The 14370-nt window shown below is 69.5% G+C and carries 12 protein-coding genes; 7 read left to right on the forward strand and 5 right to left on the reverse strand.

What is annotated here, in order from left to right; all coding sequences use genetic code 11:
- Positions 1-56: 56 nt before the first annotated feature.
- The gene (locus N8I86_RS37180; protein ID WP_263279927.1) at positions 57-1265 is read right to left on the reverse strand and encodes an MFS transporter; all 1209 of its coding nucleotides are present in this window, start codon (positions 1263-1265) and stop codon (positions 57-59) included.
- Between the two features lie 91 nt (positions 1266-1356).
- Between N8I86_RS37180 and N8I86_RS37185 the strand changes: the two genes are divergently transcribed.
- The 6 genes from N8I86_RS37185 to N8I86_RS37215 all read left to right on the forward strand — a co-directional run bounded on the left by N8I86_RS37185 (position 1357) and on the right by N8I86_RS37215 (position 6022).
- A complete protein-coding gene (locus N8I86_RS37185) occupies positions 1357-2118 on the forward strand; it encodes a DeoR/GlpR family DNA-binding transcription regulator (protein WP_263279928.1) in 762 nt (253 codons plus the stop codon).
- A gap of 383 nt (positions 2119-2501) precedes the next feature.
- Positions 2502-3506, forward strand: coding sequence for a D-erythronate dehydrogenase (gene denD, locus N8I86_RS37190; protein WP_263279929.1), 1005 nt, complete (start codon positions 2502-2504; stop codon positions 3504-3506).
- Positions 3507-3615: 109 nt separating this feature from the next.
- Positions 3616-4017, forward strand: coding sequence for a TraR/DksA family transcriptional regulator (locus tag N8I86_RS37195; RefSeq protein ID WP_263279930.1), 402 nt, complete (start codon positions 3616-3618; stop codon positions 4015-4017).
- Between the two features lie 183 nt (positions 4018-4200).
- Complete coding sequence (locus tag N8I86_RS37200; RefSeq protein ID WP_263279931.1) at positions 4201-4485, forward strand: cupin domain-containing protein; 285 nt, start codon at positions 4201-4203, stop codon at positions 4483-4485.
- Between the two features lie 449 nt (positions 4486-4934).
- A complete protein-coding gene (locus tag N8I86_RS37210) occupies positions 4935-5231 on the forward strand; it encodes a hypothetical protein (protein WP_073898536.1) in 297 nt (98 codons plus the stop codon).
- Positions 5232-5377: 146 nt separating this feature from the next.
- Positions 5378-6022 (forward strand): dihydrofolate reductase family protein, encoded by a 645-nt coding sequence (locus N8I86_RS37215; protein WP_263279933.1) that lies wholly within the window; start codon positions 5378-5380, stop codon positions 6020-6022.
- A gap of 95 nt (positions 6023-6117) precedes the next feature.
- Here N8I86_RS37215 and N8I86_RS37220 read toward each other — a convergent pair whose 3' ends face one another.
- Complete coding sequence (locus N8I86_RS37220) at positions 6118-9015, reverse strand: SpoIIE family protein phosphatase (protein ID WP_263279934.1); 2898 nt, start codon at positions 9013-9015, stop codon at positions 6118-6120.
- Between the two features lie 400 nt (positions 9016-9415).
- On the opposite strand from N8I86_RS37220, the gene N8I86_RS37225 reads away from it, so the two are divergent.
- The gene (locus N8I86_RS37225; RefSeq protein WP_263279935.1) at positions 9416-10156 is read left to right on the forward strand and encodes a class I SAM-dependent methyltransferase; all 741 of its coding nucleotides are present in this window, start codon (positions 9416-9418) and stop codon (positions 10154-10156) included.
- Positions 10157-10434: 278 nt separating this feature from the next.
- On the opposite strand, the gene katG is transcribed toward N8I86_RS37225, so the two are convergent.
- The 3 genes from katG to N8I86_RS37240 form a co-directional block, all read right to left on the reverse strand.
- Positions 10435-12627 (reverse strand): catalase/peroxidase HPI, encoded by a 2193-nt coding sequence (katG, locus tag N8I86_RS37230; RefSeq protein ID WP_073898541.1) that lies wholly within the window; start codon positions 12625-12627, stop codon positions 10435-10437.
- Between the two features lie 707 nt (positions 12628-13334).
- On the reverse strand, positions 13335-13559 hold the full coding sequence (gene infA, locus N8I86_RS37235) for a translation initiation factor IF-1 (RefSeq protein ID WP_073898543.1): 225 nt from the start codon (positions 13557-13559) through the stop codon (positions 13335-13337).
- Entirely contained in the window at positions 13556-14347 is a 792-nt protein-coding gene (locus tag N8I86_RS37240) for a GNAT family N-acetyltransferase (RefSeq protein ID WP_263279936.1), read from the reverse strand. Before N8I86_RS37240 ends, infA begins: the two co-directional genes overlap by 4 nt.
- Positions 14348-14370: the final 23 nt, after the last annotated feature.

The raw sequence follows: 14370 nt of genomic DNA on the forward strand, positions 1-14370 counted from the left end.
GTTCGGGGCTCTCCACATCGCACCACCTGGGGGTCAGGACCGTGCCGCACAAGCGGTCAGTGGCCGACGCGCGCCATCTCGCTCCGTCGCGTGCGTTCGGGCCCCGTGCGCAGGACCCCGGCAGCCACAGCGGTGGTGACGCACAGCAGGGTCAGCAGGACGAAGGCGTGGTTCAGGGCGACGAGGTGGGTCAGCCAGCCGATGACGGCAGGACCGGCGAGCATACCGACGTAGCCGAGTCCGGCGACGCGGGAGACGTTGGCGCCGGCGGCCGCGGGGGCGGCGTGCCCGGCCGCGCTGAACAACTGCGGGACACACCCGGACAAGCCCAGTCCGAACAGCGCCCAGCCCGCGAACGCCGCCCACATCCATGGGCCGAGAGCCACGAGCGTGATGCCGACGGCGGCCATGGCCGAGCCGTGGCGCAGGATCGCAGGGGAACCGAACCGGGCGACGAGGCGGTCGGTGACCAGCCGGCCGATGGTCATGGCCGCAGCGAAGGTGCCGTACGCGAAGGCGGCGGTACTGGCGGGCGCACCGAGGACGTCCTTGAGGTGCAGGGCGCTCCAGTCGTTGGCCGCGCCCTCGCACAGCATGACCATCAGCGCCAGGACGGCGAGGAGCCAGACCCGCCCCCCGGTGTCGCGGCGCTTGCCGGTCGGTGATGCCTCGGCCTCGTCCGCGGCGCGCGCATCGGCGCCGGCGGGATCGGCCGGCAGCAGGGCGCGTGCCGACGCCAGAGCGATAGCGATGCCAACGGCTCCCGTGGCGGCCATGCTTGCGACGAGGTCGAGGCCGGCGCTCGCCGCGCTCGCCGCCACGAGGGAGGCGAGGACACCGCCGACGGAGAACGTGGCGTGGAAGCCCGACATGACGGGCCGGCCGTACGCCTTCTCCACGTGCACGGCGTGAGCGTTCATGCTCACGTCCAGGCAGCCGTTGCAGACCCCGAAGACGAACAGCGCTCCTGCCAGCGTCCACGGATCACGGGCGAGACCGGGCAGCACCAGGGTGGCGCCGCACAGCACGCCGCCGGCGGGCACGACGACGCGGGCGCCGAGGCGGTCGGTCAAGGGGCCGGCCATCCGCATTCCGGCGAAGGCTCCGAGCCCGAGAAGGACCAGCAGCCCACCGAGCGTGGCGTGGCTGATGCCCACCCGCTCCTCGACGGCCGGGATGTGCACCACCCATGCGCCCATGAGGGTGCCGCACAGGACGAAGTAGACATAGGTCGCCACACGTGCGGCTCGAAGGGAACGTTCCATGCCGCTCACCGTAAACGAACACGTCTTATGTTTGGAAGGGGCGGCAATGAACGCCTTGCATGTTTGTTTACGCGCGGTGTTCAATCCCGGTATGAGCAACGCAGACCGGCACGGGCTGATCGCGAAGACCGTCAGGGACTCCGGCGGTGCCACGGTCCAGGAACTCGCCGAGCTGACCGGCGCCTCGGAGATGACCATCCGGCGCGACCTCGACACGCTGGCAGCCCAGGGTGTCCTCGAACGCGTCCGAGGTGGGGCACGCACCCTGCTGCTCAGGGGCGCGGAGCCGCCTTTCGCGCTACGCGCCCACGAGGCGGTGGACGCCAAGCGCCGGATCGCCGCCGAGGTCTGCGCCCTCATCGCCGACGGCGAGAGTGTCCTGCTGGACAGCGGCACCACCTGCCTCGAGGTCGCCCGTCTCCTGCGGGAGCGGCCCGTCACCGTCCTGGCGCTGTCCTTGCAGGCCATCCACCTGCTGGGCGAGACACCCGGCCCGGCCACGCTGGTGGTGCCAGGCGGGCAGCCCCGAGCCGCCGAGGGAGCCCTCACCGGCCCCCTCACCCTCGCCTCCCTGGCAGCCCTGCGCTTCGACACCGCCGTCCTCGGCTGCTGCGGACTGAGCGCGGCCGACGGCCTGACCGCCTACGACCTGGACGAAGCCGCAGTGAAGAAGGCGAGCATCGCCTCCGCCCGACGCACCATCGTCGCCACGGACGGCGGCAAACTCGGCCGCACCGCCTACGCCTACGTCGGCCCCTCCGCGCTCCTGCACACCCTCGTCACCGACTCGTCCGCACCCGCCGACGAGGTGACCGCGCTGGAAGGGGCCGGCACGGTCGTCAAGACGGTCTGACTGCGGCCAGTCAGGGGGCAGCCCTCTCGCCGACGTAGGCCCCCGTGCAGGCCGACCACTCGGTCCGCCCGTAGGTGGCGTGAAGTGGTCTTGTCCGCTGTGGCACCGCTGGCCTGCAGAGCAGGTCTCTGTTTGACGGATGGGTGGGGATGGGTAGAGCGACCGCCGCTGGTGGTTGGGCGGTGTCCGTGGGGGAGAGGCGGGACGACGCATGACTGTGGCTGCCAGGCTGCTCGCTCCAGCGAGGGTGGGCGAGACCAGGGTGATCGATGCAACGCCGCCTCCTCTTCACGTCGGCCCGCGGATGAGTCCGTGAATACCCCGTCGGTCCGCTGCGGCCGCACCCCGCGCGTAGGCGAAGACCCCGCCCGGAAGGATCTCGTATGAGGATCGTCGTCACCGGTGCCTCCGGCTTCCTGGGGGAGCGGCTCGCTACGGCACTCGTTCGTGAACGCGCCTTCAACGGTGTGCCGATCACCGGGCTGGTCCTGGCCGACCGCGTCCGGGCACCTCATTACACGACGGCAGACGATCCGCTCGTGAACCTGATCCACGGCGACCTGAACGACCGGCTCGACGAGATCTTCGCCGAACCGGTCGACGTCCTTTTCCACCTCGCCGCCGCCGTGTCCGCAGAATGCGAGGCCGACTTCGACCTGGGCATGCGCGCCAACATCGACACCACCCGCGCGCTGCTGGATGCCGCACGCGCACAGGCCGCCGCGCGGGGACCGGTGGCACGGGTGGTGTTCACCAGCAGCCTCGCCGTCTACGGCCACGACCCCGCCCTACCGCTCCCGCCCGTGGTCAGCGAGGCGACTCCGGCGATGCCCCGCTCCAGCTACGGGACCCAGAAGCTGATCTGCGAGCACTTGATCGCCGACTACACCCGTCGGGGGTTCCTGGACGGGCGCGTTGCCCGGCTGATGACCGTCAGCGTGCGGCCGGGCCGCCCGAACGCGGCCGCCTCCGGCTTCCTGTCCTCGATCATCCGCGAGCCTCTTGCCGGACTCCCCGCCATCTGTCCTGTGCGGCCCGACCTGAAAGTGGCGCTGGCGTCACCCCGGACCACCCTCCAAGGACTCCTTCGCATCGCGCAGGCCGACCGTGGCACCGGGCCCGGGCGGCTCGACGGCCAAGCACCGGTCAACCTCCCCGCCCTCACCGTGACGGTCGCCGAGATGCTCGACGTGCTGCGGGAGACGGCCGGCGACACCGCGGCCGACCTGGTCACCGTCACACCAGACCCGGCCGTCGAAGCCATCGTGGCCTCCTGGCCCGCCGTCTTCGACAACCGCCGCGCCGCCGATCTCGGCCTGCAGCCCGACCCCAGTTTCCAGTCCCTCGTCCAGAGCTACGTCGCCGAGCGGACGGGGCGGCAGTCCTGACTCGGCCGCCGTACAGCCTGCGCCGGTGGCCGGTGGCCGGTGGCCGGTCGCCGCGGCCGGCGCCGCCGGCCGCCTGGAATCGGGAGCCAAGGAGGCTTGTTGTCCGAGCATGGGTGATGAATTCGGGTACGGCCATGACGAGCCAGGCCCGCCCACCGCCTCGACCGTGCGTGCACGCCTCGCGGCCGACCGTGCGGACACGCTGGCTCGGGCGGCCGCGCTGAGCCGTGATTTCGACGGGATCGTCGCGGCGAACGCCCTGATCGCGGTGGACGACGAGCACGATCCCGAAGGGGGCACCACCGCCTTCGAGCGCGCCCATGTCGCCGCCTTGATGGCGCAGGCGCGCGAACACCTTCACGAATTGGACCGGGCGCTGGAACGACTGGATCTGGGACAGTACGGGCAGTGTGAAGCCTGCGGCGGAACGATCCCGCCGGAACGCCTGGAGATCCGTCCAGCGACGACGACCTGTGTCCGCTGCGCCGGGTCCGGCCCACGCCGCGGTTGACGCATGCGGGCGTCCGGCCAGTGACGGGAGTCCCGTCGCCCAGGTTGCCGGGGCTCCGTTGTCGCCGACCTGCCCGCCTGCCGAAGGACGGACGCCTCCCGGCCGCGGCAGTCTCTGGCGGTCAGCCTGCCACCTGCGACATCAGCCGTACCGGTACGGCGACCGACGATGAGGAGCTCGCCGATGACGACCACCGCCCGCGCCACCGTGCAGCACGAGGACGAGCGGGTTCGGGTGACCCGCTGGGACTTCGAACCCCAGGAGAGCACCGGCCGTCACGTGCACGAGTACGACTACGTCGTCGTACCCGTCACCGACGGGCAAACCGGCGTGATCACTCCCGACGGCACCGTCACCTCCTCGGAACTGCGGGCCGGCCAGTCCTACGCGCGCCCTGCCGGTGGTGAACACGAAGTCGTCAACACCGGCACCGCCCCTCTCGCCTTCGTCGAGATCGAACTGAAGTGACGGCATGCGTCGTCACGGAACATGTTGAACAAACTGCGGACCCCCGCACTCGCCGATCAAGGTCGTGTACTTCGCGGGCCGATCTCCGGTACCGCGCCCCGAGCCGCGGATAGGGTCGACGTCGTGAGTCGACCACGGAAGCGCGTACAGCCGGTCCCGGATCCCGAACGGGCGGCGGCCGCCGCGGCGTTCCTTGCCGGGCAGGAGATCACCCGGACCCAGTGCGGGAGGTGTGGTTCCGAGGTCGCCGGGGTCAATGGCCGGTACGCATGCGGCGTTTGCGGGTGGATCAATCACTGGTCGGAGGGCCATAAGGCACTGCCGACCGCGGCGGACGACGAGAGCGCGCTGGAGATGCCGGAGAGCTTTTAGGGGGAAGCCCTGGGGGACGCCCGGCGAACGGCCCCACGCCTGTCCGGGTTGTCAGTGGTGGCTGGGAGGCTGGTCGTATGAACGGCGATGAGCAGCTGCTGCGTGGCCGGGTCTACGGCTGCGACCACGACGACCCCCATCCCGGCCCCCTGCCCCAGCGGACGTACGCCGCGCTCGTCGGCGGGCCCCTGGACGGTCTGCTGCTGGACATCACCGGGTGGATGCCCGAGGAAGTCGACGGCGGCGTCGCCCTGTCCACCGAGCTGTCGCGGTGGCCCGGCGGCCGTGCACTGTACGACCCGAGCGCTGACGAGCCGCGCACACCCGGCCCGGGGGTGGCCTGCCGCTTCCACTATTCCGGCGACACACCCTGATCGCCAGGGCTTCGCTACCGCCGGGCCCAAAACGTACACGCTCGAAAAAATATACGGGCCGCTGTCGATCCTGCCGCGTCCCGTTCGACGTCGGGATGTGCGGTGCTTTCCCGCACGCCGGCGCGACAAGGCAGACGAGGACAGACATGCAGCAGCTACTGAGGGTAATGAACTTCAACGTCTCGAGTGACGGAATCGGTGCCGGTGAGCACCAGAGTCTCGAGCGGCCGTTCGGCTTCGAGCATCCCGAGCGACTCTTCGCCTGGGCCGGAGCCACGGCGAGCTGGCCCATGCGCGGGGATTCCGGGGGGAGCCGCGGCCTCGACGACTACTTCACGCGGGACTTCGCACGCAACATCGGCGCCGAGATCATGGGGCGCAACAAGTTCGGGCCTCAGCGCGGCCCCTGGCAGGACCATGACTGGCGCGGCTGGTGGGGTCAGGAGCCCCCGTTCCGCACCCCGGTCTTCGTCATGACCCATCACACGCGTCCGTCGTTCACGCTCTCCGACACCACGTTCCATTTCGTCGACGGCAGCCCGGCCACGGTCCTCGAACAGGCACGGGAAGCGGCGCAGGGCAAGGACGTCCGGCTCGGCGGCGGGGTGACCACCGTCCGGCAGTTCCTCGACGCCGACCTCGTCGACACCATGCATGTGGCGGTGTCGCCGCTGAAGCTCGGATCCGGACTACGGCTCTGGGAGTCCCCCGATGAACTGCTCGACCGGTTCCACCTGGAGGTCGTGCCCAGCCCGAGCGGCGTGACGCACCACCTGTTCTGGCGAAGGTGACGCGAGGACTCCGGCTGGGCCCGCCCTACGAGACGCGGGCGGTTACAGGTTGCGCCAGATGTTCCATCGGCCCAGCAACCCGCCATGCCCAGAGATCACTGAGACCCTGGAAGCGGCTGCTCGGTCCAGATGGACTTGCCGGTTCGGGTGTGCCGGGTGCCCCAGCGTTGGCAGAGAGCGGAGATGAGCTGCAGGCCGCGCCCTCCTTCGTCCATGGCGGAGGCGTGGCGGATGTGCGGTGTGGTCAGGCTGGCGTCGGAGACTTCACAGGTCAGGGTCCGGCTACGCAGCATGCGCAGCCGGATGGGGCCGCAGGCGTGCCGGATGACGTTCCCGACCAGCTCGCTGACCAGCAGCTCGGTGGTCATGACCAGGTCCTCATCGGTCAGGCCCCATTCGGTGAGCTGGGAGCGGACCAGCTCGCGGGCCTGGCCGGCCGCCATCGGGTCCTCGGGCAACGGCCACTCGGACACGTTCTCCGCGGTCAGCGGGTGGGTGCCGGCCAGCAGCAGGGCCGCGTCATCGCTCAGCGCGCCGTGGGCGGGAAGGAGGGCGGAGGCGAGGGTGGCGCAGAGGGTGTCCAGATCCCGCGCGTCCGTCGGCGCGGTCGCCGAGACGGTCATGGACTGCGAGAGGAGCTCGGCGAGGTGGTTCATGCCGGTGATGATGTCCCTGTCCTTGCTCTCGACGAGACCGTCGCTGTAGAGGGCGAGGAGGCTGTCGGCGGGCAGCAGGGTCTCCAGGGCTTCGAAGGGGGGAGTGGCCACCCCGAGCGGCGGGTCCGGAGTGACAGGCAGGAAGTCGACGGTGCCGTCGGAGTGAGCCACGGCCGGGGGCGGGTGACCGGCGCTGGCGTAGGACAGACGTCGGGTCACCGGGTCGTAGATGCCGTACAGACAGGTCGCGAAGGCGTCGTTTCCCATGGTTCCGACGATGTCGTTGAGGTGACTGAGGATTTCGTCGGGCGGTAGGTCAAGTTCCGAGAGGGTGCGCACGGCCGTGCGGAGGCCGCCCATGATGGCGGCCTCGGCCATGCCGTGGCCCATCACGTCGCCGATCACGAGTGCCACCCTCGCCGCGGAAAGCGGGATCACGTCGTACCAGTCACCACCGACGTCGGCTCCTTGCTTGGCCGGCTGGTAGCGGGCAGCCGTCGTCACCTGAGGCAGCTCGGGCAGGGCTTTCGGCAGCAGGCTGCGCTGGAGGGTACGGGCTCGCGTCGTCGCTTCGTCGTAGAGCCCGGCCCGCTCCAGGGCCTGAGCGATCAGTCCGCTGAGCGCCGCCAGCAGGGTCTTCTCGTCTTCGTCCAGGGCCCGCGGCCGGCCGAAGGAGATCACCGCCGCGCCGATCTCGCGCCCCGACACGGCCAGCGGCAGAAAGGCCCACGTCGCTTTGCCTCCTTCCCGGACCAGCTTCTCGGTTGCCGGGTAGCTCTCCAGCATCTCCTCGGGCGAGGAGACGCAGAGGGGCGCGCGGGTGTGCAGGGCGTACCCCACCGGGTTCGTCGTGTCCCCCAATTCCCAGGTGCCGTCGAGAAGTCGGATGAACCGTTCCGGATACCCGCGGGAGCCGATCACGGTGAGCCGGTCGCCGGTCACGCCGAGCATGACGAGTCCCGTGGCCCCAAGAGGCGCCATCACGCCGTCGGCCACCGCCGCCATCACATCCTGGGCGGTGGCCGCCTCGGCCAGCTCCCGCGTGATCCGCTGGACCAGGGCCGCCCGTTCCGCCGCCGCCCGTTCCGCGTCGGCTCGCTCGACTTCACGCAGATGCCGCTCGGTGGTGTCCGTGATGTAGAGCGTGAGCCCTTCCGGTACCGGCACCAGTCGCAGGTGGTGCCAGGACGACCCGTCCGGCCCCGGTACGTCGAATCCGGCCGGTTCGCCCTCGGCAACCGTCGCCCGACACCGTTGCTCGAGCCCCGGCACGGCATGCAGCGCGGGAATGTCCCAGAGCAGGGCTCCGGCCACGTCCCCCGCGGGACCGAACAACTCCTCAGCCGCCTCGTTGAGGAACCCGATGCGCCAGTCTGTGCCCACGGAGACGAAGCCGTCGCTCATGTGTCGCAGCGCCCGTCCCACCGACTCGGCCGCGGTATGGGTGTCGCTGCTGTCCCGAAGGGTGCCGATCACCTTCACCGGCGCCCCCGCTGCGTCCGTGATCGTCCGGGCGCGAGCCTCGATCCAGAGGTACGTGCCGTCCTGGCGCCGGATCCGGTACTCGTCCTGGAAGCCGCCGCGCATCTGGATGCCCATGTCGAAGCCGGTGACCGCCCCCGGCAGGTCGTCGGGGTGGATCAGTGCCGCCCATGCCTCGATACCGCCGACCATCACCTCCGGATCTATGCCGGTCAGCACCTCCTCGACGGGTCGGTCGCAGGTCAGCTCACCGGTACGCAGATCCCATGTGTACGTGACGGAGGGCGCCCCTTCCGCATGCCAGGGATCCACTGCCTGCGATCCGGGCCCGCTTTCCAGGGCCCGCAGCAGGGCGGGAGACGGGTTGAGGATCCCGGAAGCCCTGAGCCTCCCGGACACCCAGGCGGCCACCTCGTCCAGGAACGCGCACTCCGCCGCGCCGGGTTGCTCACCCGGTGAGAAGAGGACCGAGAGCGCGCCCCGTCGCTTGCCGCCGCCCGGAATGGGGACGGCCAGGTGCCCGATGCCGGCAGGGAGCCGGGAAGGCCACAGCGAGGCAGGGTCCCGGCCCGGCACCGGGTCGGGCGGGGCCAGGTGAGGTTGCCAGGTGATGGCGTCGTCACGGGCGGCCCGGCTGGGCGGTGCCGCGCCTCGTGCCGGGATGATCAGCCAGGGCCGGGTCATCGATTCCGGCAGGCCGCTGTCGGCGACCAAGTAGAGGATGCCGCTCATGCCGCCGCCCGGGAGATGGACCATCCCACCCAGGCCACGCACCTCGGCCACCGCCTGCTGGAGCGCCGTCAGCAGCACGTCGACGTCCCGCCGGTCCTCGGCCACGGCCTCGAGCAGCCGCATGCGAACGCTGTGCCGTGCCGGGGGCCGCATGGTCTGCACGGTTCGCGGGCCTTGGGTCTGATGTGGTGGACGGTGAACGCGGGACTTGGGGGAGTCGATGCCATTCGCATCGCTGCTTCTGGTGTTCACCACGCCGACTGTCGCCTCCGCTCACCGCTCGGGTGCTGGCTGGGCTCTGTGTGATCGGTTGTGGACCGTAACGATCTACATCCGTCGGTCCCATCCTAATCCGCATGAATTCAGGCGATCTAAACTTGTTCCACCACTTTTGGCAACAGGTCTACTTTGTGTGGCGCTTAATCGCTTTCCGTTACTGTGAGCCTGGGCCGGACCGCGGCGAGGGCGGGTCGGTGCCCTAATCGTGTTGACCGCCCCCGGCGCGCAATGCTGGAGTCGGCTCGTGGACAGCATCCCCGCCAACCGGCGGTTCTGGAACCGGATCAGCAGCGCCTACCAGCACAGGCACGACCCGCACATCGGCGCCGCACCCCGGCTGTGGGGCATGTACTCCATCCCCGACGTGCACCTGCGCGCTCTGGGTGACGTCACCGGCAAGCGCGTCCTCGAACTCGGCTGTGGCGCCGGTCAGTGGTCCCGGGCGCTTGCCGCCGAGGGCGCCACCGTGGTCGGGCTCGACCTGTCCGAAGCCCAACTCGCCGCGGCGGCCCGTGCGATGGGCGCGGTCCGCTACCCGCTGGTGCAAGGCGCCGCCGAACAACTCCCCTTCGCCGACGAGAGCTTCGACCTGGTGTTCTGCGACTTCGGTGGGCTCAGCTGGGCGCCCCCGCACCTGGCCGTCCCGCAGGCCGCACGCGTCTTGGGCCGGGGCGGGCGCCTGGTGTTCAACGTCGCCAGCCCATGGTTCGAGGCTTGCTACGACGAAGCCGCCGGCCGCGTGACCACTACGCTGCGGCAGGACTACTTCGGGCTGAACACCATCGCCGAAGACGACGGCGCGACCAGCTATCAGCTCACCTACGGCGACTGGGTCAGGGTTCTGCGCGGTGCGGGCCTCGTCATCGACGACCTCATCGAACCGCGGCCCGAACTCGGAACACCCAACGGCTACAACGAAACCGACCCACCCGACTGGGCACACCGCTGGCCGGCGGAACTGCTCTGGGTGACCCACAAACCGTAAGTTCCGCCCACGCCGACGTGAATGCGTGCCTGGGTTGTCCGTCTGCCCGGTAACAGCAGCTCCCAGCTGATGTCGCTCCGCCGACCAGGCTGTCTCCCTGAAGCGATCAGAGGTTCCCCGTGCCGACATGGTGCGGTGCGCCCCAGCCGGAAGTGGCTGGGCCCGTGCGCGCGCTCGGCACAGAGCTGCACGGGGACCGGATGCCCGATGAGCGGCACGTCGACACCGGCTCTTCGCCACGTCCCGGACGGCCGGTGGAGCCGCCCGGGACGTCACGCTCAGGCGAGGTCGAACCGGTCCAGATTCATCACCTTGTTCCACGCCGCCACGAAGTCACGTACGAACTTGTCTTTCGCATCCTGGGACGCATAGACCTCTGAGACGGCTCGGAGCTGCGAGTGCGCACCGAAGATCAGGTCGACGGCGGTGGCGGTCCATTTGACCTCACCGGTGGCGCGATCCCGGCCCTCGTACACGTTCTCGTCCGTAGCCGACGCCTTCCACTCCGTGCCCATGTCGAGCAGGTTGACGAAGAAGTCGTTGGTCAGGAGTCCCGGCCGTTGGGTCAGTACCCCGTGGGAAGATCCCTTGAAGCCGGTGTTCAGAGCCCGCATGCCGCCGATCAGCACCGTCATCTCGGGGGCGGTCAGCGTCAGCAGGTTGGCGCGGTCCAGCATGAGTGTCTCCGGCGACAGCTTCTCACCCGCCGGAAGGTAGTTGCGGAAGGCGTCCGCCTTGGGCTCCAGAACGGCGAACGACTCCACATCCGTCTGCTCCTGCGAGGCGTCCGTACGCCCCGGTGCGAACGGAACCGTGATGTCGTGGCCGGCGTTCCTCGCTGCCTCCTCGACGGCCGCGCACCCGCCGAGGACGATCAGGTCCGCGAGAGAGACCCGCGTCCCCCCGGTCTGGGAGCTGTTGAAATCCTGCTGGATCCGCTCGAGCGTGCTCAGTGCCTCGGAGATCTCGGGGACGTCGTTGAGCTCCCAGTCCTTCTGCGGAGCGAGCCGGATCCGAGCGCCGTTCGCCCCGCCGCGCTTGTCGGTGCCGCGGAAGCTTGCCGCCGACGCCCACGCGGTGGTGACCAGCTGGGGGACGGAGAGGCCAGAGGCGAGGATTCGGCCCTTGAGGGCGGCGATGTCCTCGTCCCCGACCAGCTCGTGATCCACGGCGGGAACGGGGTCCTGCCACAGTTGCGGCTCGGGAATCCACGGACCGAGGTAACGCGAGAGGGGCCCCATGTCGCGGTGCAGCAGTTTGTACCAGGCCTTGGCGAACGCCACCGCCAGGTCGTCCGGGTTCTCGTGAAACCTCTTGGTGATCGGCGCGTACACCGGGTCCACCTTCAGCGCGAGGTCCGTCGTCAGCATCATGGGGGCGTGCCGCTTCGACGGATCATGGGCGTCGCGCACGGTGTTCATGGCCTCGGGATCCGAGGGAGTCCACTGGTGAGCGCCAGCGGGGCTGCTCGTCAGCTCCCACTCGTACCCGTAGAGATTGTCCAGGTACCCGTTGTCCCACTTGGTGGGCTCAGTGGTCCACGCGCCCTCGAGGCCACTGGTGAGCGCGTGGGGGCCCGAGCCGGTGCCGTAGGTGTTCCGCCAGCCGAGTCCCTGCTGCTCGATGGAGGCGGCTTCGGGTTCCGGGCCGATGTAGCTGGCATCGACCGCGCCGTGACACTTGCCGAAGGTGTGGCCGCCGACGATGAGCGCGACCGTCTCCTCGTCGTTCATCGCCATGCGCCCGAACGTCTCCCGAATGTCCCGGGCGGCGGCCAGCGGGTCCGGGTTTCCGTTCGGCCCCTCCGGATTGACGTAGATCAGCCCCATCTGTACGGCGGCGAAAGGACCGGTGAGTTCCCGGTCGCCGCTGTAGCGCTCGTCCCCGAGCCAGGTGTCCTCGGGCCCCCAGAAAATCTCCTCGGGTTCCCAGATGTCCTGTCGCCCGAATCCGAACCCGAACGTCTTGAACCCCATGGATTCCATGGCGCAGTTTCCGGCGAAGACCAGAAGATCGGCCCAGGAGATCTTCCGGCCGTACTTCTGTTTGACCGGCCAGAGCAGACGGCGCGCCTTGTCCAGGCTCGCGTTGTCCGGCCAGCTGTTGAGGGGGGCGAAGCGCTGTGCGCCGCTGCCGCCACCGCCGCGGCCGTCCTCGATACGGTACGTTCCCGCGGCGTGCCAGCTCATTCGGATGAAGAGCGGCCCGTAGTGACCGTAGTCCGCAGGCCACCAGTCCTGGGATGTGGTCATCACCTCGAAGACGTCACGCTTGAGCGCGTCGACGTCGAGGGTCGCGAACTCCTCCGCGTAGTCGAAGTCCTCGTCCATCGGGTTGGACCGGGGCGAGTGCTGGTGGAGAACCTGGAGGTCCAGCTGATTCGGCCACCAGTCCCGGTTCGTCCTGGGCCGCCGACTGGGTGTGGGCGTCGGCGAAGGGATTACCGGATTCTCACTTTCACTGCCGGACATGCCCGTCCTTCTTCCTGTGTCGGTGTTCCTTCTGCCGGCTGCCGCCTTTTACGTCGTTGCTTGCTGGCGTCGAGTACGTCGACCCACACAATCGGCGCGCCACGGCGCTCACCGGCTGGAATTTGTGCTGTGCCGCGTTCGTATGGTCGCGCACCGCAGGCCACACCTCTATGAAACACGCGGAGCACCCCGCATGACAGATGGGAGAGAGAGGGCGGCTTTTCCGCACCGTTGCAATTTCCGACGCACGCGGAGGCGCATACGACAGCTCGGAACCGCCGAGCGGCGGCATCGCCATCGCGGAGAGCCTGCCAGTACTTCATCCGGGCGAAGGGGGCTCGATGCCGACCCGCACGGGCCGTGATCGGCATAGCCCTCCTCCAGACCGGCAGGAGGGGATGCGGATCGTCCGCGGTACGGAGATCAGCCTGGTGATCGGCACCCCGCCATCGGCCGGGATACGGGCTTCCAGCGCCCGCGACAGTCGCAGGCGCTGGAAGCCCAGGCAGTCGGTGGCAGATCAGCAACCGCAGACGCGGTGCGGGCGCCGTATGGCGCGGTAGTGCACCGCGACCAGCAGCACCCGCGCGGTCAGCGATGGCTGCGCAGTGTGCACGCTGCCCACCGACCGGCCATAGGGATTCCGATCATGGAATGGCCGCAACCGGGATCTCAGGTGCTGCCCCCGCGGACCGTGCCGACCGCCGCTAGTTCCGGTACCGGAACACGATCCGGCCACGACTCAGGTCGTACGGCGGGAGCTCCACCAGCACTCGGTCTTCCAGCATGATCTTGATGTAGTGCTTGCGGATCTTCCCGCTGATGTGCGCGAGCACCTGGTGGCCGTTCTCGAGCTCCACGGTGAACATGGCGCTGCGCAGGCACTCGACGACCTTGCCCTCGACCTCGATGACGTTCTTGTTCTTGGTCATCGCACCAGCTCCAGGTTGCTGCTCATCGGCCGGGCGCCGATGCCCTCGAACAGCGCCGAGGCTGCTTGGTTGGTCTCGTGGACTTCGGCCCAGGCCGTGGTGGTCCCGGAGCTGTGCAGCGTCCCGAGCGCGTGGGCCAGCAGTGCCCGCGCGATGCCGCGGCGCTGCTCGCCGGCCCGGACCGCGATCAGCCCGATGCGGGGCCGTTTCACCCTTACCACCCGGATCAGACCCAGGTATCGGTCCGGCGCCGCGGCCACCGCGTACTTCGACGGGTCGACGATGGTGTCCCCTGCGGGACGCTGAATCACCTCGGCGGGCATCGACTCCCATCCGACGGTGTCCTCGACTTCGTCACGGATCGCGCGGTCCAGCGCCCGCAACAGACTGTCCTCCGCCTGACCGGCGGGCACGATCGTCACGCCCGGCGGCGGCAGGACGGCTTCGAGCCCTGTGACCCGCGGGTCGGTCGGTACGGCGTACTCCCACTCGCGGCGCCGGACGGCAAATCCGGCACGCCGCCAGCCGGCCGTCAGCTCGACGTCGGCTTCGTCGACCACCGTGTGGAGCGGCGTGGGCAGTTCCGCGAGCATCGCCTCGGCGAGCCGGTCGAAGATGGCGTCGTGCCAGGCGTCGATGCTGACGAACAAGCGTCCGTCGGGACGGTGTTCCGCATGCCCGCGCCCGACCACCAGGTCATCATCCAACGCATGCCACTGCCTGTCCGCGACGCGCGTGACGGTCACCGCGTCGTCGCTCAGGCCGGCAGGAAAAGTTTCTGTGTTCATCGGAGTCTCCTCAGGAGTGCCTC

This window comes from Streptomyces albidicamelliae, from assembly GCF_025642175.1.
Taxonomy (GTDB): domain Bacteria; phylum Actinomycetota; class Actinomycetes; order Streptomycetales; family Streptomycetaceae; genus Streptomyces; species Streptomyces albidocamelliae.

What these genes read in the sequence shown, in the direction of transcription:
- N8I86_RS37220 (WP_263279934.1), bottom strand. Translation starts at nt 9,015, where the DNA reads ATGCGGCTGCTCGAGGCCGTGGCCGAGGACCGGCGGGACGTCGACGTG.
- N8I86_RS37240 (WP_263279936.1), bottom strand. Translation starts at nt 14,347, where the DNA reads ATGAACACAGAAACTTTTCCTGCCGGCCTGAGCGACGACGCGGTGACC.
- katG (WP_073898541.1), bottom strand. Translation starts at nt 12,627, where the DNA reads ATGTCCGGCAGTGAAAGTGAGAATCCGGTAATCCCTTCGCCGACGCCC.
- N8I86_RS37185 (WP_263279928.1), top strand. Translation starts at nt 1,357, where the DNA reads ATGAGCAACGCAGACCGGCACGGGCTGATCGCGAAGACCGTCAGGGAC.
- N8I86_RS37180 (WP_263279927.1), bottom strand. Translation starts at nt 1,265, where the DNA reads ATGGAACGTTCCCTTCGAGCCGCACGTGTGGCGACCTATGTCTACTTC.
- N8I86_RS37210 (WP_073898536.1), top strand. Translation starts at nt 4,935, where the DNA reads ATGAACGGCGATGAGCAGCTGCTGCGTGGCCGGGTCTACGGCTGCGAC.
- N8I86_RS37200 (WP_263279931.1), top strand. Translation starts at nt 4,201, where the DNA reads ATGACGACCACCGCCCGCGCCACCGTGCAGCACGAGGACGAGCGGGTT.
- infA (WP_073898543.1), bottom strand. Translation starts at nt 13,559, where the DNA reads ATGACCAAGAACAAGAACGTCATCGAGGTCGAGGGCAAGGTCGTCGAG.
- N8I86_RS37195 (WP_263279930.1), top strand. Translation starts at nt 3,616, where the DNA reads ATGGGTGATGAATTCGGGTACGGCCATGACGAGCCAGGCCCGCCCACC.
- denD (WP_263279929.1), top strand. Translation starts at nt 2,502, where the DNA reads ATGAGGATCGTCGTCACCGGTGCCTCCGGCTTCCTGGGGGAGCGGCTC.
- N8I86_RS37215 (WP_263279933.1), top strand. Translation starts at nt 5,378, where the DNA reads ATGCAGCAGCTACTGAGGGTAATGAACTTCAACGTCTCGAGTGACGGA.